We start from the raw sequence: 18,604 nt of genomic DNA, 5'->3' as shown, positions 1-18,604 counted from the left end.
ACCCGCGATCGCGCTCGCCCGTGCGTTTCCGTCGCGCCCGCACCCGCCCGCCCGTTCCCGCCGCGATCGCGCCCACCCGCCCGTTCCCCCCACGCCCACACGCGCCCACCCGCCCCGTGAGCCGGCGCGGAGCGCCCGGAAGCCGCCCCGCGCCCACCACCACGCCCGCTCAGCCGTTCTCCCCGCGACCCACCCCGTCCCCCGCGCAGTGCCCCGACGATCAGCCCAAGTGGGTATCCCCCTGGGCGATCAGGAGTTTGCGGAGTAGGCCGTTGAGCTGGGCGCGCTCGTTGTCGTCGAGCACGGCCAGGAAGCGTGCCTCGTTCTCGATGTGGCCGAGCAGGATGTCGTCCACGAGGCGGATGCCCTCCGGGGTCAGCCTGACCCGGACCGAGCGGCGGTCCTCCGTGCTGACCGAGCGCTCGACCAGGCCCTTGGCGGTGAGCTTGTCCACCCGGTTGGTGATCGCGCCCGACGTAACCATCGCCGAACGCAGCAGCGTGCCCGCGCTGACCCCCTCGACGCCGCCGGAGCGGCGCAGCGTGGCCAGCACGTCGAACTCGGAGAAGTCGAGCCCATATCGGGCGAAGTAGGTCCGCAACGTCTGGTCGATGTACCGGCGCAGTCGGTTCATGCGGCCGACGGCGGACATCACGTCCAGCAGGGCGGTGTCGATCTCGGGGCGTTCACGGTGCCATTGGTCCCATACGTCATCAATTGCGTCACGTCCGGTCATGGCCTCAATTTATCTCAACGCTCATCTACTTGACGCTCGCAGGTTCGAGGTATTTACTTATCTCAACGTTCAGATAGTCAGTGCTCGTAAAACTAGCGTTGAGGTGAAAGTCATGGCGGTTCAGGGTGGCAGCAAGGGACTCGGTCGCCTGGGGATGCTCCTGGCGACGGCCGTGGCCCCGGCGACGTGGGGGACCACCTACCTCGTGACCACGGAGATGCTCCCGGCGGACCGGCCGCTGCTCGCGGCGGGCGTGCGGGCCCTGCCCGCGGGGCTGATCCTGGTCGCCCTGGCGCGCCGACTGCCCACCGGCGTGTGGTGGTGGCGCTCGTTCGTCCTGGGGATGCTCAACGTCGGGCTGTTCTTCCCGCTGATCTTCGCCGGCGCCTACCGCCTGCCCGGCGGTGTCGCCGCCACGATCGGCGCGGTGTCGCCGCTGATCGTCGCGGGCCTGTCCTTCCTGATCCTGAAGGTGCGTACGCGGCCCCGGGTGCTGCTCGCCGGCGTCGGCGGGGTGATCGGGGTCGGCCTGCTCGTGCTCAGCTCGCAGGCGAGGATCGACCCGATCGGGGTCGGCCTGATGCTCGTGGCCACCACCCTGATGGCGTCCGGCGTGGTGATGTCGGCCCGCTGGGGTCGTCCCGAGGGCGTCTCGCTCCTGGCCACCACCGGTTGGCAGCTCACCGTCGGCGGCATGGTCATCGTCCCGCTGATGTTCGCCGTCGAGGGCATGCCGCCGGTGCCCACCGGACGCAACCTGCTCGGCTTCGGCTACCTCGTGCTGATCGGCACGGCGCTCGCCTACGTCCTGTGGTTCCGCGGCATCGAGCGGCTCGGCGCCGGGGTGGCCTCCTTCCTCGGCCTGGTCAACCCGGTGATCGCCACGCTCGCCGGCCTGATCGTGCTGGGCCAGACGCTGACCCCGCTCCAGGTGCTCGGCCTGGTGATCGCCCTGGGTGCGATGGTGCTCGGCCAGCGGGCCCCCAGGCGCGCCCCCGAGGTGCGGGTCGAGGCACCGGTCACCATCACGAAGCGGACCCGCAGGTCGGAGGTCGTCGAGGCATCCTGAGCGGGCGGGAGCACGCCGCCACGAGTACCGCGCAGGACCGTTCCGCGAGCCGATCGGGCCGCATCCCCGCCGGGGACGCGGCCCGGCCGCGTTGTCGGCGTACGGGTCGGCGCGGGTGGTCGGCGCGTGTTCTTCGGTGCCGCGCCCGGCAATAGGCTCGGGCCGTGATCATCGGTGTGGGTATCGACGTGGCGGACATCGCACGCTTCGGGCGGTCGCTGGAGCGCACGCCCGGGCTGGCCGATCGGCTGTTCACCGACGCGGAGCGGCACGTGCGCCCCGGACAGGCCCGCGGGGTCGCCTCGCTGGCCGCGCGCTTCGCCGCCAAGGAGGCGCTGGCCAAGGCCCTCGGCGCGCCCGGCGGCCTGCACTGGCTGGACGCCGAGGTGACCACCGAGGACTCCGGCCGGCCGCTGCTGGCCGTCACCGGCACGGTGGCCGCGCGCGCCGCCGCGCTGGGTGTGACGCACTGGCATGTGTCGCTCAGCCACGACGCGGGCATCGCTTCCGCTGTCGTCATCGCCGAGGGCTAGGGGGCCGCCCATGCGCGCCGCACACACGGTCGAGCAGGTACGCGCCGCGGAGGCCGAACTGCTCGCGACGCTGCCCGAGGGCACCCTGATGCGCCGCGCCGCGGCCGGGCTGGCCGGCACCTGCGTGAGCCTGCTCGACCGGGTCTACGGCGCTCGCGTGGTGCTCCTGGTGGGCAGCGGCGACAACGGCGGCGACGCGCTGTACGCGGGCGGCATGCTGGCCCGGCGCGGCGCGCGCGTGGACGCCCTGCTGCTCGCCCCGGACCGGGCCCACGCGGCCGGCCTCGCCTGGGCCCGGGCGGCCGGCGTACGGGCGCGGGAGGCGGTCGACCCGGACGGGCCCGGCCTCGCCGACCTGCTCGGGCGGGCCGACCTGGTCCTGGACGGCATCGTCGGGATCGGCGGCCGGGGCGCGCTGCGCCCGACCGCCGCCGCGCTGCTCGCCCGGGTGTCGGGAGCGACCGTGGTCGCGGTCGACGTGCCCAGCGGGGTGGACGCGGACACCGGCGAGGTCGTGGGCGCGGCGGTGCGCGCCGATGTGACGGTCACCTTCGGCACCCACAAACCGGGCCTGCTGATCGACCCCGGCGCGGCCCACGCGGGGGTGGTGCACCTCGTCGACATCGGCCTCGGCCCGCACCTGCCGCAGCCGAACCCGACCGTGCTGCAACACGACGACGTGGCCCGGCTGTTGCCCGCCCCCTCGGGCGAGAGCGACAAGTATTCGCGCGGTGTGCTCGGCGTGGCCGCGGGCTCGCCCCGCTACCCGGGCGCGGCGGTCCTGGTGGTCGGCGCGGCGGTGCGCGGCGGGGTCGGCGCGGTCCGCTGCACGGGGCCGGCCGCCGTGCTCGGCCCGGTGCTCGCGGCCCACCCGGAGGCGCTGGCGACCCAGGCGCCCCCGGCCGAGGCCGGCCGGGTGCAGGCGTGGGTGGTGGGCCCGGGCCTGGACACCGACCCGGACGCCGAGGCGCGCTTCGCGAGCGTGCTGGCGGCGGAGGTGCCCGTACTGGTGGACGCGGACGGCCTGACCCTGCTCGCCCGCTCCGCCCCCGGCACGTGGCCCGCCCCGGCGCTGCTGACCCCGCACGCGGGCGAGGCGGTGCGCCTGTTCGCCGCCGCCGGCGTCGAGGTCACCCGCGAGCGGATCGAGGCGGCGCGGCTGGAGCACGCGCGCCGGCTCGCCGCGCTGTACCGCTGCGTGGTCCTGCTCAAGGGCTCCACCACGGTGATCGCCGCGCCCGACGGCCGGACCCGGGTCAATCCCACCGGCACCCCGCGCCTGGCCACCGCGGGCAGCGGCGACGTGCTCTCCGGCCTGGCCGGCGCGCTGCTCGCAGCCGGTCTGGACGCGCTGGACGCCGCTTCCGCGGCCGCCTGGCTGCACGGGCTGGCCGCCAGGACGCTGCCCGGCCCGGTGACCGCGCCGGATCTGGTCCGGGCGCTGCCCGGAGTGTGGGCGGACGTCACCGGCACGTGAGGAGGACGCCGCCCGGGCCCGGGCCTGCCACACTGGGAGTCTTGAGTTCGGGGATCCCCCGGGGCCGGCGGCCGGCCGGGACCGGACCCCGAACTCGCGTTCGATGATCGTCGTCGGAAGGACCATCTGCCCCATGCGTGCCGAAGCGCGGATCGATCTGGATGCGATTCGGGACAACATCGCGGCCATCCGGGCCCGGGTGGGGTCGGCGGCGGTGATGAGCGTGGTCAAGTCGAACGCCTACGGACACGGCATGGTCCCCTCCGCGCGGGCGGCCCGCGCGGGCGGCGCGACCTGGCTGGGCACCGCCGTGGTCGAGGAGGCGCTGGCGCTGCGCGCGGCGGGCGACACCGGCCGGCTGCTCACCTGGCTGTGGGCTCCGGGGGACGCCTTCGAGGACGCGGTGCGCGCCGACGTGGACATCTCGGTGAGCGGAGCGTGGGCGCTGCGCGAGGTGGTGGCGGCCGCCCGGGCGGCCGAGCGGCCGGCGCGCGTGCACCTCAAGGCGGACACCGGCCTGGGCCGCAACGGCTGCACGCCCGCCGACTGGCCGGCCCTGGTCGACGCCGCGCTCAAGGCCCAGGCCGACGGCACGGTCGAGGTGGTCGGCCTGTGGTCGCACTTCGCCTGCGCCGACGAGCCGGGGCATCCGTCCGTACCGGCCCAGCTGGGCGAGTTCGTGGCGATGCTCGCCCACGCCGAGGGCCGCGGGGTCACCCCCGAGGTGCGGCACATGGCCAACTCGCCGGCCACGCTGCTCCTGCCCGACACACACTTCGACCTGGTCCGGGTCGGCCTGGCCGGCTACGGCCTCTCGCCCGTGCCCGAGGTCGGCGGCCCGGCCGACTTCGGCCTGCGCCCCGCGATGACGCTGGCGGCGAACCTGGCCGGGGTCAAGCGGGTGCCGGCCGGCCACGGCGTCTCCTACGGGCACGCCTGGATCGCGCCCGCGGAGACCAACCTCGCGCTGATCCCCACCGGTTACGCCGACGGCATCCCCCGCCACGCGAGCAACGTCGGCCCGGTCCTGGTGGCGGGACGGCGGCGCACGATCGTGGGCCGCGTCGCGATGGACCAGTTCGTGGTCGACCTCGGCGACGACGAGGCGAGCGCGGGCGACGAGGCGATCCTGTTCGGGCCCGGCGACCGGGGCGAGCCCACCGCCGAGGACTGGGCGGCGGCGATCGGCACCATCTCCTACGAGATCGTCACCCGCATCGGCGCCCGGGTACCCAGGATCCACACCGGGACGGGCGCGTCGTGACCACCCCCGTGCCCGCCTCCTCCGGCGCCGGCCGCGCGCTCGGCCGCCGGGCCGGCATCGTCGGCGCCGCGGTCGGCGTGCTCGCGGCGGGCGCCGCCGCGGGCGTGGCGATCGAGCGCATGACGGTCGGCCGCGCCTTCCGCCGCCGTACCGAGGCCCAACTCGACGCGCTCGCCGAGTTCGGCACGCTGCGCGGCGAGCCGCACCTGATCACCGCCGAGGACGGCGTCGAGTTGTACGCCGAGGTGGACGGCGACCGGGACGCCCCGGTGACCGTGGTGTTGTGCCACGGCTACTGCCTCGACATGGACTGCTGGCACTACCAGCGGGCCGCGTTGCGCGACGAATACCGGCTGGTGCTCTACGACCAGCGCAGCCACGGCCGCTCCGGTCGCGGCGCGCCGGAGACCTCGACGATCGACCACCTCGGCGCGGACCTGCACACGGTGCTCGGCGAACTCGCGCCCGAGGGACCGCTGGTGCTGCTCGGCCACTCGATGGGCGGGATGACCATCATGGCGCTCGCCGACCAGCACCCCGAGCTGTTCGGGGAGCGGGTGATCGGCGTCGCGCTGATGAACACGTCGGCGGGCCGCTGGGCGACGGTGACGCTGGGCATCCCGGCGGCCGGGGCCCGGCTGGTGCATCGGATCGCGCCGGGCCTGCTGCGTACCCTCGGCCGGCGCGCCGCGTTGGTGGAGGCGGGTCGGCGGGCGGCCCGCGACCTGGTGTACCTGTTCACCGAGCGATACGCCTTCGACTCGGAGGTGGACCCCACGCTGGTGCGGTTCACCGACCGGATGATCTCGGGCACCCCGATCGACGTGATCGCCGAGTTCTTCCCCGCCTTCGAGACGCACGACAAGCTGGCCGCGCTGCCGGCGCTCGCGTCGGTGGAGACGCTGGTGGTGGCCGGGGCGGGCGACCTGATCGCGCCCGCCTCGCACAGCGAGGCGATCAAGGAGGCGCTGCCCGGCGCCGAGTTGCTGATCGTGCCGGACTCCGGACACCTGACCCCGCTGGAGCATCCGGAGGTGGTGAACGCGGCGCTGCGCGGGCTTCTCGCGCGTGCCGCGAGCGCGCCCGGTCGGCGCGCCGGGGAATCCGGCGGGCACGGGAACGGGCGCGGCGCGTCGTCCGCGCGGGTCGGATTCGACGCGGGTCGGGATCCTGACGGACAGTGATTTCGAGCAGGGTCCCGAGGCCGCGGACGGATTCGGGACGACGGTGGGGTCCGAGGCGGTTCGGGCCGACGCAACCGGCGTGGTGGGAGTGCTGAAGTGGTGCGAAGTGTGACCGTGACGGTCGCCGGCGGCGCGGACACGCGCGCGCTGGGCGCCCGGTTGGCGAAGGTGTTGCGGGCGGGCGACCTGCTCGTGTTGTCCGGCGGCCTGGGCGCGGGCAAGACGACCCTGACCCAGGGCATCGGGGTGGGCCTGGGCGTGCGCGGCGCGGTGACCTCGCCGACGTTCGTGATCGCGCGCGTACATCCGTCCGAGGTCGGCGGGCCGGCCCTGGTGCACGTCGACGCCTATCGACTCGGCGGCTCCGCCGACGTCACCGCGGAGATCGACGGCCTCGACCTCGACGCCTCGCTCGACGAGTCGGTGACCGTCGTGGAGTGGGGCGAGGGCATGGTCGAGGACCTGACCGAGGACCGCCTGGAGGTGGCCATCGACCGCGACCACGCCGAGGCGGACCCGCTCGCCGCGAGCGGAAGCGACTTCGCCGGCGACGAGGTGCGCACGATCCGGGTGACCGGGATCGGGGCCCGCTGGGCCGGCGCCGACCTGGACGGGTTGGCGGGCTGACGCCCGGGGCCGTCCGGCGGCCCCACCGAGACCCGCCGGACGGACCCCGGGGCCCGGTCAGGTACCCGTTTCCGCGGCCTGGGAGGCGGGCGTCTCGGGTGGGTTCGGGGACCGGCTCGGTGGAGGTGTGGTCGCCCCGCCGCCGGTGGTCGTACCCGGCGAGGAGGTGCCGGTCGGCGCCGTCGTGGTCGGCGGGGTGGTGTTCGGCGGCGCGCTGCTCGCGGGCGCCGTCGTCGCGGGCGCCGTGCCGGGCGGCGGCGTACCGGTGCTCGGCGGCACCAAACCGGTGTCGGGACCGCCGAGGCCGCCCTCGGTGTCCTCCGGGAAGTCGGCGACGCCGGAGCCGGCGAGCGCGGCGCGCATGTAGGTCGTCCACATCCGGGTCGGCAGGTTGCCACCGTCCACCCGGGCCAGCCCGGCGACCCCGGACAGGGACAGGAACGCGTGTGTGCCGGCGTCCTCGCGGAACATGCCCATCGAGGTGGCCAGGTCGGGGGTGTACCCGACGAACCAGGCCGAACGGTTGTCGTCGGTGGTGCCGGTCTTGCCCGCCGCCGGGCGGTTCAGCGCCTGCGCGCGAAATCCGGTGCCGTCGTCCACGACGCCGCGCAACACCCGGGTGACCGCGTCCGCCTGCCGGCTGTCGTAGGCGTCCTTGGCGTCGTGGTCGGGCAACTCGATCGTGTCGCCGCGGCGGCTGAGCCTGTCCACCGGGTACGCGTCGCGCTGCTTGCCCTCGGCGGCGAACGTGGCGTAGGCCGAGGCCATGTCCAGGGCGCTGGGTGTGGAGGTGCCCAGCGAGACGGACGGTACGGGGCGCAGTCCCGGCGTGGTCGCGGGCAGTCCCGCGTCCACCGCGGCCCGCACCACCCGATCGGTGCCCACGTCCATGCCGAGTTGGGCGTAGACGGTGTTCACCGACCGGTCCATCGCCCGGGCCAGGGTGATCTGCCCGTAGCTCGCCCCGTCCTCGTTGCCGGGCTGCCACGGCACCCCGTCCTGGATCACCGGCTTGCCGTTCGGATAGCGGATCACCACGTTGTCGTTGCCGTTGTAGACCGTGATCGGAGTGACCCGGACCCGTTTGCCGTCCGAGCCCTGGGCGCCGTCGCGCAGCCCGGCGGCGAGCACGAACGGCTTGAACGTGGAGCCGACCTGGACGTCGCGGCGGGTGGCGTCGTTGACGAACTGTTTGACGTAGTTCGGGCCGCCGTAGACCGCGACGATGCGCCCGGTGGCGGGCTCCACGGACGCGGCGCCCACCCGCACCCCGACGTCGGCGGAGCGGTCGGTGGGGTCGAGCGACTGGGCGAGTTGGTCCTGCACGGTCTTGTACAGGGTTTCGGTCTTGCGCTTGTCGAACGTGGTGGTGATCGCGTAGCCGCCCGCGTCGAGCCGATCCTCGTCGACCACCTTGTGGTCGAGCAGGTACCGCTTGGCCATCTCGACCAGATAGCCGTTGACCCCGGCCAGGTTGGCCGCCGGGCGCGGATCGACCGGCTCCGGGAAGACCATGCCGGCGCGCCGCTCGGGGGTCAGCCACTTCTCCTTGACCATGCCGTCGAGCACGTAGTTCCACCGGGCCAGGATCCGCCGCCGTCCCGCCTCGCCCGCGTTGCGCACGTCGTTGGCGCTCGGCGCGTTGAGCAACACCGCGAGGTAGGCGCCCTGTTCGGTGGTGAGTTGCCCGACGTCGACGCCGTAGTACGCCTGTGCGGCGGCCTCGACGCCGTAGGCGCCGCGCCCGAAGTACACGCTGTTGAGGTAGCCGGTGAGGATGTCGTCCTTGGCCACCGTGCGGTCGAGCTTGACCGCGATGATCGCTTCCCTGAACTTGCGGCCCAGGGTCTGCTCCTGGGTGAGGTAGACGTTCTTGACGTACTGCTGGGTGATCGTCGAGCCGCCCTGGAGGCCGCCCCCGCCGCCCGCGAGATTGCTCAGCAGGGCGCGGACGGTGCCGGTGATCGAGACGCCGGAGTTCGAGCGGAACGAGCGGTCCTCGGCGGCGAGCACCGCGTGTTGCACGTCGATCGGGATCGCGGACAGCGGCACCGCCTGCCGGTTGGTGGCGCCGGTGCGGGTGATCTCGGTGCCGTCGCTCCAGTTCCAGACGTTGCTCTCCTGCCGGGCCTGCGCGTTGACCGTCTCGGGAACCGGGGTGATCGCGTAGACCAGGCCCACGGCGGCGAACAGGCCGGAGAGCACCAGGAGCAGCAGGGTGAGCAGGTGCTTGAACGAGGGCAGCCAACGGCGCGGACCCCGACGATTGCTCCGGGGATAGTCGAACAGCCTGCGCCGGGGAGTCGGCCCCTGGACGTCGCCGGGACCGCTCGGACCGGAGGAGTCGTGCGCCACGCCGCCCACCTGTTCCTCGGTGCCATTGCCCTGACGGGCCCCGCCGGTCCCCCGCGTGTGCCCGGTGGGGCCGGTGTGACCAGAGGGATCATCATTCCGATGATATGTGGGTAAAGCTCAAGAAAGGCCACCGAATCGGACAATGGTGGGCGTGGCGTGGCGGGCCCGATCGGCTCAGGGCACCACGATGACGGGCGTGCCGACCGGGGCGAAGTTCCACAGCGCGACGCCGTCGTCCGGCTTCGAGCGGATGCCCGCGCTCTGCTTGGCGGGCGGCGCGGAGGTGCGCGGGCGGGCGGTGCCGGTGGGGGAGGGGCCGGGCTTGGTGCCGCCGTCGATCTGGTCCAGCGGGGTGTCCGTGGCCGCGAAGCCGAGCGGCACGCCCTGGACCGCGCCGAAGCGCACGGAGTAGCTGATCCGCAGGCCGTCGCTGCCGGTCTGCGCCTCCTCCTTCTTCAGCGTCACCTGGAACGTGCCCGGCTGCGGCTTGATCGGCGCGGCGGCCACCGGATACTCGCGCAACATGCGCTCGGCCTCGTCGACCAGCCAGACGTGGTTGTCCTTGAGCGAGTAGACGACCCGCTTGCCGGTGCCGGAGTTGGCGGGCACGGCCGGCGGGACGTAGACCGGCGCCGCGGGCGCGCCGGAGGCGCCGGAGGGGGTCGGCGTGCTCGTGCGCGCTATCCCCCGATTCTCCGGTGCGGAGTTCGCGGCCTGGGCCGCGAGGAAACCGACGCCGACCAGCGCGGCGATGGTGATGCCCGCGACGGCCACGCCCGGGTTGAGCCGCTTCGCCATTGCCTTGGGTCCCTCTTCCGCCGTGTGTCGGCCTCCATGGTGCCGGCAGCCGGTGTCCCCGCGTCGGAGCCGGGTCGGCTTTTCCTCGCGAACGCGCCCCGGGCGGCGCCGGCGGGCAGGCCCGCGCTCCGCGGTCGGTAGCCTGGTGCCGTGCTGCTGCTCGCCTTCGACACCGCCACCCCGGCCGTCACGGTCGCCCTCCACGACGATTCCCGCGTGCTCGCCGGTTCCACCCGGATCGACGCGCGCCGGCAGGGCGAGTTGCTCGCGCCCGGCATCGTCGACGTGCTCCGGGCGGCGGGACGCGCCCGCGCCGAGCTCACCGACATCGCGGTCGGCGTCGGCCCCGGGCCGTACACCGGCCTGCGGGTGGGCATCGTGACCGCGCTCGCGCTGGGCGACGCGCTCGGCATCCCCGTGCACGGCGTATGCACCCTGGACGCGCTCGCGTACGCGGCCGGCCGCGACGCCACGGTCGCCGGCCCGTTCGTGGCCGCGACCGACGCGCGCCGCAAGGAGGTGTACTGGGCGCGGTACGACGACGCCCACACGCGCGTCGAGGGACCGTCGGTGGACCGCGCCGGCGATTTGGCCGCGACCGTCACCGCGCTGCCCGCCGTCGGCGCCGGCGCCGCGCTGTACCCGGACTCGTTCGCGGACGTGCGCGGCCCCGAACACCCGGACGCCGCCGCGCTCGCGGCGTTCGCCGTCGAACGCCTGGCCGCCGGCCTCGCCCTGCTCCCGCCGGAGCCCCTCTACCTGCGTCGCCCCGACGCCCAGGTCCCCGCCGGCTACAAGGCCGTCACCCCGGTGGGCCCCCCGCCCGGGGCGTAGCCCCGCCGGGATCCGCCGGGCAGGCCCTAGACTTCCCGCATGGAATTCGGGTCTCGCCTGCGGCGGATGCGGTGGTGGGACATCGAGGCCGTGATGCGACTCGAGCACGAGTTGTTCGCCGAGGACGCGTGGTCGGCGGGGATGTTCTGGTCCGAGTTGTCGGAACCGGAGATGCGGCACTACGTGGTCGCCGAGGACGAGACCGGCGGGCTGGCGGGATACGCCGGGCTCGCGGTGATCGGCGACGAGGGCGACGTGCAGACCATCGGGGTGCGCCGCGATCGGTGGGGCACGGGCCTGGGCTCGCTGCTGTTGACCGAACTGCTCGACCTGGCCGTGGCACGCGGCTGTCGGGACGTACTGCTCGAGGTGCGGGTGGACAACGCCCGCGCGCAGGCACTGTACGAGCGCTTCGGCTTCAAGGGGATCGGCGTGCGCCGGGGCTACTACCAGCCCGCCAACGTGGACGCGTTGGTGATGCGCTGCGATCTGAAGGAACGTCGGGAAGGAACGGCCACCGGTGGCTGACGAACCACTCGTCCTGGGCATCGAGACCTCGTGCGACGAGACCGGCATCGGCATCGTGCGCGGCACCACGCTGCTCGCCGACGCGGTCGCCTCCAGCGTCGACGAACACGCCCGGTTCGGCGGTGTGGTACCCGAGGTCGCCAGCCGCGCGCACCTGGAGGCGATGGTGCCGACGGTACGCCGCGCGCTGGCCGACGCGGGCGTCACGATGCGCGACATCGACGCGATCGCGGTCACCTCGGGCCCCGGCCTGGCGGGCGCGCTGCTCGTCGGCGTCGCCGCGGCCAAGGGCTACTCGGTCGCCCTCGACAAGCCGCTGTACGGCGTCAACCACCTGGCCTCGCACGTGTGCGTGGACCAGTTGGAGCACGGCAGACTGCCCGAGCCGTGCATGGCCCTGCTGGTCTCCGGCGGGCACTCCTCGCTGCTGCTCGTGCCCGACATCACCTCCGACGTGCGCCCGCTGGGGTCGACCATCGACGACGCGGCGGGCGAGGCGTTCGACAAGGTCGCGCGGGTGCTCGGCCTCGGCTTCCCGGGCGGGCCGGTGATCGACCGGTGGGCGCGCGAGGGCGACCGCGCCGCGATCGCCTTCCCGCGCGGGCTGACCGGTCCGCGCGACGCGCCGTTCGACTTCTCCTTCTCCGGCCTCAAGACCTCGGTCGCGCGCTGGGTCGAGGCCCGACAGCGGGCCGGGGAGAGCGTGCCGGTGGCGGACGTGGCGGCCTCCTTCCAGGAGGCGGTGGTCGACGTGCTGACCCGCAAGGCGATCCGGGCCTGCAAGGAGAACGGCGTCGAGCACCTGATGATGGGCGGCGGCGTGTCCGCCAACACCCGTCTGCGGGCGCTGGCGCAGGAGCGCTGCGACGCGGCCGGGATCGTGCTCCGGGTACCGCGGCCGGGCCTGTGCACCGACAACGGCGCGATGGTCGCCGCGCTCGGCGCCGAGATGGTCGCCCGCGACCGGGCCCCCTCCACACTGTCCATCCCGGCCGACTCGTCGATGCCGGTCACCGTTTCGCAGGCGGTGTCCTGACCATGGCGATCGCGGCGATGTGGGAGGCCAGGACCGAGTCCGGCGACGGTGCGGCGCTGGCCGCGTGGGTGCACGAGGTGGCGTTGCCGGCCGTGGTCGGCGCGCCCGGCCTGGAGCGGATCGAGGTGTTCGCCGCCCCGGACGGACCCGACGGCGACCGCGTGGTGGTGATCGCGCTGTGGACCGGCCCGCCGGTGGCGCTGCCCGAGCCGCCGACCGCCCTGGTCGCCCGGCCGCCGCACGCCTGGAACTTCGAACGGCTCAGCGTCGGTCCCTGAGGCTCCGCCCGGTCCGAGTCGGCGCAACACTCGACCCGCGTCCGACGAGGAGGCCATTCGCAAGCCGGACGCGGGCCGAGTGCCTTGGCTGATGGCTGCGTGCCGCCGCACGTGCCATTGGCCTTGCCGGGAGTGTGCCCAGCTCATCCGCCGCTCAACAGTCCTTCGACAGTCCCTTGAACAGGGCTTGTCCGGACCGTGACAGGCCGCCCGGCCGCGTAGCGTGGGCGCGGGTGGATCGGGCGAACGGTCCAGGCGAGGGAAGGGCCGGCGACAGTGGTGCATGGAACGGTACAAAAGCGGCGAGGCGTATTCGCCTCGGCCGGCGTCGGCCTGGCCGGCGTGCTGCTGCTCGCGCTGACCGGTTGCGGCGGCGGATCCGACGGCGCTTCGTCGGTCGAGGCCACGCGGGCGCCGTCCGGCGGCACCTCGACCGCCGCCGCCAAACCGGCGCCCGCGGCCAAGCCGGACACCCCGGGCGCCGACCCCGCCGCGCTCGCCGCGAAGTGGAACCTGAAGCCGTTCGCCGCGCCGCCCGCCCCGCCCGCGGACAAGCCGATCAAGGGGGGCGGGCCCAAGCCGCCGGTGGTGGAGAAGATCCCCACGCAGGAGAAGATCGTGTTCATCACGATCGACGACGGCGCGGAGAAGGATCCCAAGTTCCTGGACATGATGCGGGATCTGCGCATCCCGGTGGCGATGTTCCTCAACGACACCTATGTGCGCCAGGACCCGGAATACTTCCGCAAGCTCCAGGACCTCGGCGCCACCGTGCAGAACCACACGCTCTCCCACCCCGACCTGAAGACCCTGGGCGCCGACGCGCAGAAGCACCAGATCTGCGGCCAACAGGACCGGCTCGGCGAGTTGTACGGCAAACGCCCGACGTTGTTCCGGCCGCCCTACGGCAACTGGAACGCGACCACGCAGACGGTGGCCGGCGGTTGCGGCGGGATCGGCGCGATCGTCAAGTGGCAGGAGTCGATGCAGATCAACGACATGCAGTACGTGGGGGAGAAGAAGCTGCACCCGGGCGACATCATCCTCGCCCACTTCCGCGGCCCGAGTGAGCTCAAGGGCACCACGATGACCGAGATGTTCGGCAACATGCTGCGCAAGATCCAGGCCCAGGGCTTCACGATCGCGCGCCTGGAGGACTACATCGGCTGAGCCGAGGACCGCCGGGCCGAGGGGGGCCGGGCCGAGGACCGCCTCGGCCGGTTCGGGTCATCCGGTGCCGGACACCGGACGACCGATCAGCATCGTGGGCGCGCCCGCCACCCGGGTCAGCAGCACCGTGGCCGCGTTCGGGCCGGTGGGGCGGACCCGGCGGCGGACCTCCTCCGGCTCGACCGCCGAACCGCGCTTCTTGACGGTCAGGGTGCCGACGCCGCGCTCGCGCAACAGGGCCTTGAGCCGCTTGAGGTTGAACGGCAACACGTCGGTGATCTCGTACACGCTCGCGAACGCGGTGGCCACCAGCCGGTCCGAGGTCAGGTAGGCGATCGTCTCGTCCACCAGGTTGCCGTCCACCAACTCGCCGACCTCGGACACCAGATGGGCGCGGATCACCGCGCCGTCCGGCTCGTAGAGGTAGCGGCGCATCGGGCCCACCGGCGCCTGCCGGACGAACTCCGAGGTCAGCTCGGCGCCGCCGGGCAACAGGGTGGCGCGCAGGCCGGCCCGGGCGAGCCCGCCCCACCACAACACCGCCTCCTTGACGTCGCCGCGGTCGGAGACCCACTCCGCCTCCATGCCGGCGGGCACGATCTCGTGCGGGATGCCGGGGGCCACCTTGGCCGCGCCGGCGGGGACGCGGGCGGCGAGGGTGGTCAGGAACGAGAAGGGCGGCGCGTACGACTCGGGGTCGAAGGTACGGCCGCGGGCGGTACGCCGGGCCGGGTCGATCAGCGCCGCGTCGAAGCCCGACGGGTCCACCTCGGTCGCGTCGGCGCACTCGACCGTGAGCAGGTCGGCCAGGCCCAGCGCGTCCGCGTTGGCCCGGGCCACCGCGCAGGTCCGCGGATCGAGGTCGACCGCGTGTACCGCGATCCCGGCGCGGGCCAGCGCGAGCGCGTCGCCGCCGATGCCGCAGCACAGGTCGATCGCCCGGCGGACGCCGGCCGCGGCCAGCCGGGCGGCCCGGTGGTCGGCCACCGAGGTCCGGGTGGACTGCTCCAGGCCGTCGGACGTGAAGAACATCCGGTCCGCGTCCGTCCCGAACTTGGCCCGACCGCGCTGCCGCAACCGGGACTGGGTGAGCGCGGCCGCGATCAACTCCGGCGGGTGTTCCCGACGCAGCCGGGTGGCCAGCGACAACTCGTCCGCGGCGTCGTGATCGGCCAGCAGGTCGAGCAGCGAGCGGCCCTCGTCGGTCAGCAGCGCGGTGAGGGCTTCGATGGCGTCGGTGTGCACACGGCCATTCTCGCCGAGCGCCCGACCCCCATCGATCCGCGGCCCACCGGTATGAAGAACGCGCGCGACGCGCTGAATCTGGCACTCTGGTTGACGGAGTGCTAACCGCCACCTAGTGTCTGTGCTGGCACTCTCCCCATGAGTGTGCCAGTGCGATACGAGCAGGTCCGGCACCCGCGACGACGGATCCGCCCCACTCGCCGACAGACATTTTTCCGTGAGATCTCCGAAGGGGGAGGTCGCATCGTGACGACCGCCAACACCAAGGTTGCCATCAAGCCGCTCGAGGACCGCATCGTGGTTCAGACGCTTGAGGCCGAGCAGACCACCGCGTCGGGTCTCGTGATCCCGGACACCGCCAAGGAGAAGCCCCAGGAGGGCGTCGTCCTGGCCGTGGGCCCGGGTCGTTTCGAGGACGGTCAGCGTCTGCCGCTCGACGTCGCCGTCGGTGACACCGTGCTGTACAGCAAGTACGGCGGCACCGAGGTGAAGTACAACGGCGAGGAATACCTCGTTCTCTCGGCCCGCGACGTGCTCGCGATCATCGAGAAGTGACATCGCGCTGACGCGCCGGAACCGGTGACGGTTCGACGACCCCGCCCCGGATCGCCCTGCCCTCGCGGCCGGTGGACCCGGGGCGGAGTCGGTTGTACGACGTCGAAAAGCAACCTTTAAGGACGAAGACCCTCATGGCGAAGATCCTCCAGTTCGACGAGAAGGCCCGGCGGTCGCTGGAGCGCGGCGTCAACGCGCTGGCCGACACCGTCAAGGTCACGCTCGGCCCCAAGGGCCGCAACGTCGTGATCGACAAGAAGTTCGGTGCCCCGACCATCACCAACGACGGCGTGACCATCGCCCGTGAGGTGGAGCTCGAGGACGCGTACGAGAACCTTGGCGCGCAGCTCGCCAAGGAGGTCGCGACCAAGACCAACGACATCGCGGGTGACGGCACCACCACCGCGACGGTGCTCGCCCAGGCGCTGGTGCGCGAGGGTCTGCGCAACGTGGCCGCCGGCGCGGCCCCGATGGACCTGAAGAAGGGCATCGACCTCGCCGTCGCCGCCGTGTCCGAGCAGCTGCTCGGGACCGCCCGCGCGATCGACGGCAAGGAGGACATCGCCGCCGTCGCCGCGCTGTCCGCCCAGGACAAGCAGATCGGCGAGCTGATCGCCGAGGCCATGGACAAGGTCGGCAAGGACGGTGTGATCACCGTCGAGGAGTCCCAGACCATGGGTCTGGAGCTGGAGTTCGCCGAGGGCCTCCAGTTCGACAAGGGCTACCTGTCGCCGTACATGGTCACCGACCAGGAGCGTATGGAGGCCGTCCTCGACGACCCGTACATCCTGATCCACCAGGGCAAGATCTCGGCCATCGCCGAACTGCTGCCGCTGCTGGAGAAGATCATCCAGGCCGGCGCGTCGAAGCCGCTGCTGATCGTGGCCGAGGACGTGGACGGCGAGGCGTTGTCCACCCTGGTCGTGAACAAGATCCGCGGCACCTTCAACGCGGTCGCGGTCAAGGCCCCGGGCTTCGGCGACCGCCGCAAGGCGATGCTGGAGGACATGGCGATCCTGACCGGCGGTCAGGTCATCGCCCCCGAGGTCGGCCTCAAGCTCGACCAGGTCGGCCTGGAGGTGCTGGGCAGCGCCCGTCGCATCACCATCACCAAGGACGCCACCACCCTGGTGGACGGCGCCGGCGACGGCGCCGCGATCGCCGACCGGGTGAAGCAGATCAAGCGTGAGATCGAGTCCACGGACTCCGACTGGGACCGCGAGAAGCTGCAGGAGCGGCTCGCGAAGCTGGCCGGCGGCGTGTGCGTGATCCGCGTGGGCGCGGCCACCGAGGTCGAGCTCAAGGAGAAGAAGCACCGTCTCGAGGACGCGGTCTCCGCGACCCGCGCGGCCATCGAGGAGGGCATCGTCGCCGGCGGCGGCACCGCCCTGGTGCACGCGGCCTCGGTGCTCGCGGAGAACCTGGGCCAGAGCGGCGACATCGCGACCGGTGTCTCGGTCGTGCGTCGCGCCGTGGTCGAGCCGCTGCGCTGGATCGCCGAGAACGCGGGCCTCGAGGGCTACGTGATCGTCAACAAGGTGCAGGAGCTCGGTGTCGGGCACGGCTTCAACGCCGCGACCGGCGAGTACGGCAACCTGGTCGACTCGGGCGTCATCGACCCGGTCAAGGTGACCCGTTCCGCGCTGCAGAACGCCGCGTCGATCGCGTCGCTGCTGCTCACGACCGAGACCCTGGTCGTCGAGAAGCCGGCCGAGGAGGAGCCCGCCGGGCACAGCCACGGCGGCCACGGCCACGCGCACTAGTTCCACGCGCATCGGTTCCGCGCGCACGGGCTCCCCGCGCGCCGGTTCCACCCCGCACGTCCCCGACGGGCCCGACCGCATCCCCGCGGTCGGGCCCGTCGGCCTTTTCGCCGCCGGCCCGATCTGCGAGAGTGCCCGGAGCCCAATAACTGACGGACCGTCAGCCGCCGGGTGCGGCCGATCCCGTCGAGCAGCACGAAGGAGACACATGGGTACCTACGCGATCACCGGCGCGGCCTCCGGCCTGGGCGCCGCGACCAAGGCCCGGCTCGAGGCGGACGGGCACCGGGTGATCGGCGTCGACCTGCGCGACGCCGACGTCACCGTGGACCTGGGCACGGCCGAGGGTCGGGCCGAGGCGATCACGCGGGTCACCGAGCTGTCCGGCGGCGTGCTCGACGGCTTCGTGCCGTTCGCGGGCCTGGCCGCGGCCACCGGTCGGTCGGGCGGCCTGCTGGTGTCGGTGAACTACTTCGGCGCGATCGTGCTTTTGGAGGGGCTGCGTCCGCTCCTCGCCGCGGGCGACGGCGCCTCGGTCGTGCTGATCAGCTCGAACTCCACGACGGCGCAGCCGAACTGGCCGGTCGAGGTGGCCGAGTCGTGCCTGGCCGGGGACGAGGCCGGGGCAAGCGCGGTGGCCGAGGCGTTCGGCGAGTTCGCGGCGTTGCAGGCCTACCCCGCGACCAAGGCGGCGCTCGCCTGGTACGCCCGGACCCGGTGCGCCGAGTACATCGCCGACGGTATTCGGCTCAACGCGATCGCGCCGGGCCTGATCGAGACCCCGATGACGGCCGAGGGTCGTACGGACCCGCTGACCGCCGAGGGCATGGAGATGTTCCTGAGCACCATCCCGGCCGGTCGCGGTGGCCGGCCCGAGGAGATCGCCGCGCTGGTGGCGTTCCTGCTCGGCGGCGAGTCGAGCTTCTTCGTCGGCTCCGTGGTCTTCTGCGACGGCGGTACCGACGCCTCCTTCCGGGGCAAGGACTGGCCGAAGGTGTGGGAGATGGACATGTCCGCCTTCCAATAACCGGCCCGAACCCTCCCGCGCGTCCCGTGGCGACACGTGTCGGGCGACCGGCTCGCGTCGACGTTCGGCGGCCCGCCCCCGGCTTGGGGGCGGGCCGCCGAACGTTTTCGCGATGGTGTCGTCGG

Annotated in this window: 18 protein-coding genes; 14 read left to right on the top strand and 4 right to left on the bottom strand. The window is 73.2% G+C overall.

The genetic code is table 11. The annotated features are described in order from the left end of the window. Window positions 1–220: 220 nt before the first annotated feature. Entirely contained in the window at window positions 221–736 is a 516-nt protein-coding gene (locus EMA17_RS15600) for a MarR family winged helix-turn-helix transcriptional regulator (RefSeq protein ID WP_126637574.1), read from the bottom strand. Window positions 737–848: 112 nt separating this feature from the next. On the opposite strand from EMA17_RS15600, the gene EMA17_RS15595 reads away from it, so the two are divergent. The 6 genes from EMA17_RS15595 to tsaE all read left to right on the top strand — a co-directional run bounded on the left by EMA17_RS15595 (window position 849) and on the right by tsaE (window position 6,890). Continuing rightward, complete coding sequence (locus EMA17_RS15595; RefSeq protein WP_246126681.1) at window positions 849–1,805, top strand: EamA family transporter; 957 nt, start codon at window positions 849–851, stop codon at window positions 1,803–1,805. Between the two features lie 164 nt (window positions 1,806–1,969). Continuing rightward, on the top strand, window positions 1,970–2,338 hold the full coding sequence (locus EMA17_RS15590; protein ID WP_126637573.1) for a holo-ACP synthase: 369 nt from the start codon (window positions 1,970–1,972) through the stop codon (window positions 2,336–2,338). A 10-nt stretch (window positions 2,339–2,348) separates the two neighbouring features. Beyond that, complete coding sequence (locus EMA17_RS15585; protein WP_126637572.1) at window positions 2,349–3,815, top strand: NAD(P)H-hydrate dehydratase; 1,467 nt, start codon at window positions 2,349–2,351, stop codon at window positions 3,813–3,815. A gap of 133 nt (window positions 3,816–3,948) precedes the next feature. After that, complete coding sequence (alr, locus tag EMA17_RS15580; RefSeq protein WP_126637571.1) at window positions 3,949–5,079, top strand: alanine racemase; 1,131 nt, start codon at window positions 3,949–3,951, stop codon at window positions 5,077–5,079. Continuing rightward, window positions 5,076–6,263: an alpha/beta fold hydrolase gene (locus EMA17_RS15575; RefSeq protein WP_246126680.1), complete on the top strand. Its 1,188-nt coding sequence runs from the start codon at window positions 5,076–5,078 to the stop codon at window positions 6,261–6,263. The genes alr and EMA17_RS15575 overlap by 4 nt, the downstream gene beginning before the upstream one ends. A 108-nt stretch (window positions 6,264–6,371) precedes the next feature. Next, the gene (tsaE, locus tag EMA17_RS15570; protein ID WP_126637570.1) at window positions 6,372–6,890 is read left to right on the top strand and encodes a tRNA (adenosine(37)-N6)-threonylcarbamoyltransferase complex ATPase subunit type 1 TsaE; all 519 of its coding nucleotides are present in this window, start codon (window positions 6,372–6,374) and stop codon (window positions 6,888–6,890) included. 57 nt (window positions 6,891–6,947) lie between these two features. Here the strand turns inward: tsaE and EMA17_RS15565 are convergent, their stop codons facing one another. Together EMA17_RS15565 and EMA17_RS15560 are read right to left on the bottom strand one after the other, a co-directional pair. Then, window positions 6,948–9,245: a transglycosylase domain-containing protein gene (locus EMA17_RS15565; RefSeq protein ID WP_160161417.1), complete on the bottom strand. Its 2,298-nt coding sequence runs from the start codon at window positions 9,243–9,245 to the stop codon at window positions 6,948–6,950. Between the two features lie 174 nt (window positions 9,246–9,419). After that, complete coding sequence (locus tag EMA17_RS15560; protein WP_126637568.1) at window positions 9,420–10,043, bottom strand: L,D-transpeptidase family protein; 624 nt, start codon at window positions 10,041–10,043, stop codon at window positions 9,420–9,422. A gap of 150 nt (window positions 10,044–10,193) precedes the next feature. Here EMA17_RS15560 and tsaB point away from each other — a divergent pair, with 150 nt between their 5' ends. From tsaB to EMA17_RS15535, 5 genes are all read left to right on the top strand, one after another. After that, complete coding sequence (gene tsaB / locus EMA17_RS15555) at window positions 10,194–10,877, top strand: tRNA (adenosine(37)-N6)-threonylcarbamoyltransferase complex dimerization subunit type 1 TsaB (protein ID WP_126637567.1); 684 nt, start codon at window positions 10,194–10,196, stop codon at window positions 10,875–10,877. 39 nt (window positions 10,878–10,916) lie between these two features. Then, the gene (gene rimI, locus EMA17_RS15550) at window positions 10,917–11,405 is read left to right on the top strand and encodes a ribosomal protein S18-alanine N-acetyltransferase (RefSeq protein WP_126637566.1); all 489 of its coding nucleotides are present in this window, start codon (window positions 10,917–10,919) and stop codon (window positions 11,403–11,405) included. Further along, window positions 11,398–12,441: a tRNA (adenosine(37)-N6)-threonylcarbamoyltransferase complex transferase subunit TsaD gene (gene tsaD / locus EMA17_RS15545; RefSeq protein ID WP_126637565.1), complete on the top strand. Its 1,044-nt coding sequence runs from the start codon at window positions 11,398–11,400 to the stop codon at window positions 12,439–12,441. The genes rimI and tsaD overlap by 8 nt, the downstream gene beginning before the upstream one ends. 2 nt (window positions 12,442–12,443) lie before the next feature. Beyond that, window positions 12,444–12,719 (top strand): hypothetical protein, encoded by a 276-nt coding sequence (locus EMA17_RS15540; RefSeq protein WP_126637564.1) that lies wholly within the window; start codon window positions 12,444–12,446, stop codon window positions 12,717–12,719. Window positions 12,720–12,995: 276 nt separating this feature from the next. Then, entirely contained in the window at window positions 12,996–13,889 is an 894-nt protein-coding gene (locus EMA17_RS15535; RefSeq protein ID WP_126637563.1) for a polysaccharide deacetylase family protein, read from the top strand. A 57-nt stretch (window positions 13,890–13,946) separates the two neighbouring features. On the opposite strand, the gene EMA17_RS15530 is transcribed toward EMA17_RS15535, so the two are convergent. After that, on the bottom strand, window positions 13,947–15,134 hold the full coding sequence (locus EMA17_RS15530; RefSeq protein ID WP_126637562.1) for a class I SAM-dependent methyltransferase: 1,188 nt from the start codon (window positions 15,132–15,134) through the stop codon (window positions 13,947–13,949). A gap of 246 nt (window positions 15,135–15,380) precedes the next feature. On the opposite strand from EMA17_RS15530, the gene groES reads away from it, so the two are divergent. The 3 genes from groES (at window position 15,381) to EMA17_RS15515 (ending at window position 18,479) form a co-directional block, all read left to right on the top strand. Beyond that, the gene (gene groES, locus EMA17_RS15525) at window positions 15,381–15,689 is read left to right on the top strand and encodes a co-chaperone GroES (protein ID WP_078975694.1); all 309 of its coding nucleotides are present in this window, start codon (window positions 15,381–15,383) and stop codon (window positions 15,687–15,689) included. Between the two features lie 134 nt (window positions 15,690–15,823). Beyond that, complete coding sequence (groL, locus tag EMA17_RS15520) at window positions 15,824–17,452, top strand: chaperonin GroEL (protein ID WP_126637561.1); 1,629 nt, start codon at window positions 15,824–15,826, stop codon at window positions 17,450–17,452. Window positions 17,453–17,660: 208 nt separating this feature from the next. Next, window positions 17,661–18,479 (top strand): SDR family oxidoreductase, encoded by an 819-nt coding sequence (locus EMA17_RS15515; RefSeq protein ID WP_126637560.1) that lies wholly within the window; start codon window positions 17,661–17,663, stop codon window positions 18,477–18,479. Window positions 18,480–18,604: the final 125 nt, after the last annotated feature.

Source organism: Embleya hyalina (assembly GCF_003967355.1).
GTDB classification, from domain to species: Bacteria; Actinomycetota; Actinomycetes; order Streptomycetales; family Streptomycetaceae; genus Embleya; species Embleya hyalina.
This window is presented reverse-complemented; position numbering and strand designations above follow the sequence as displayed.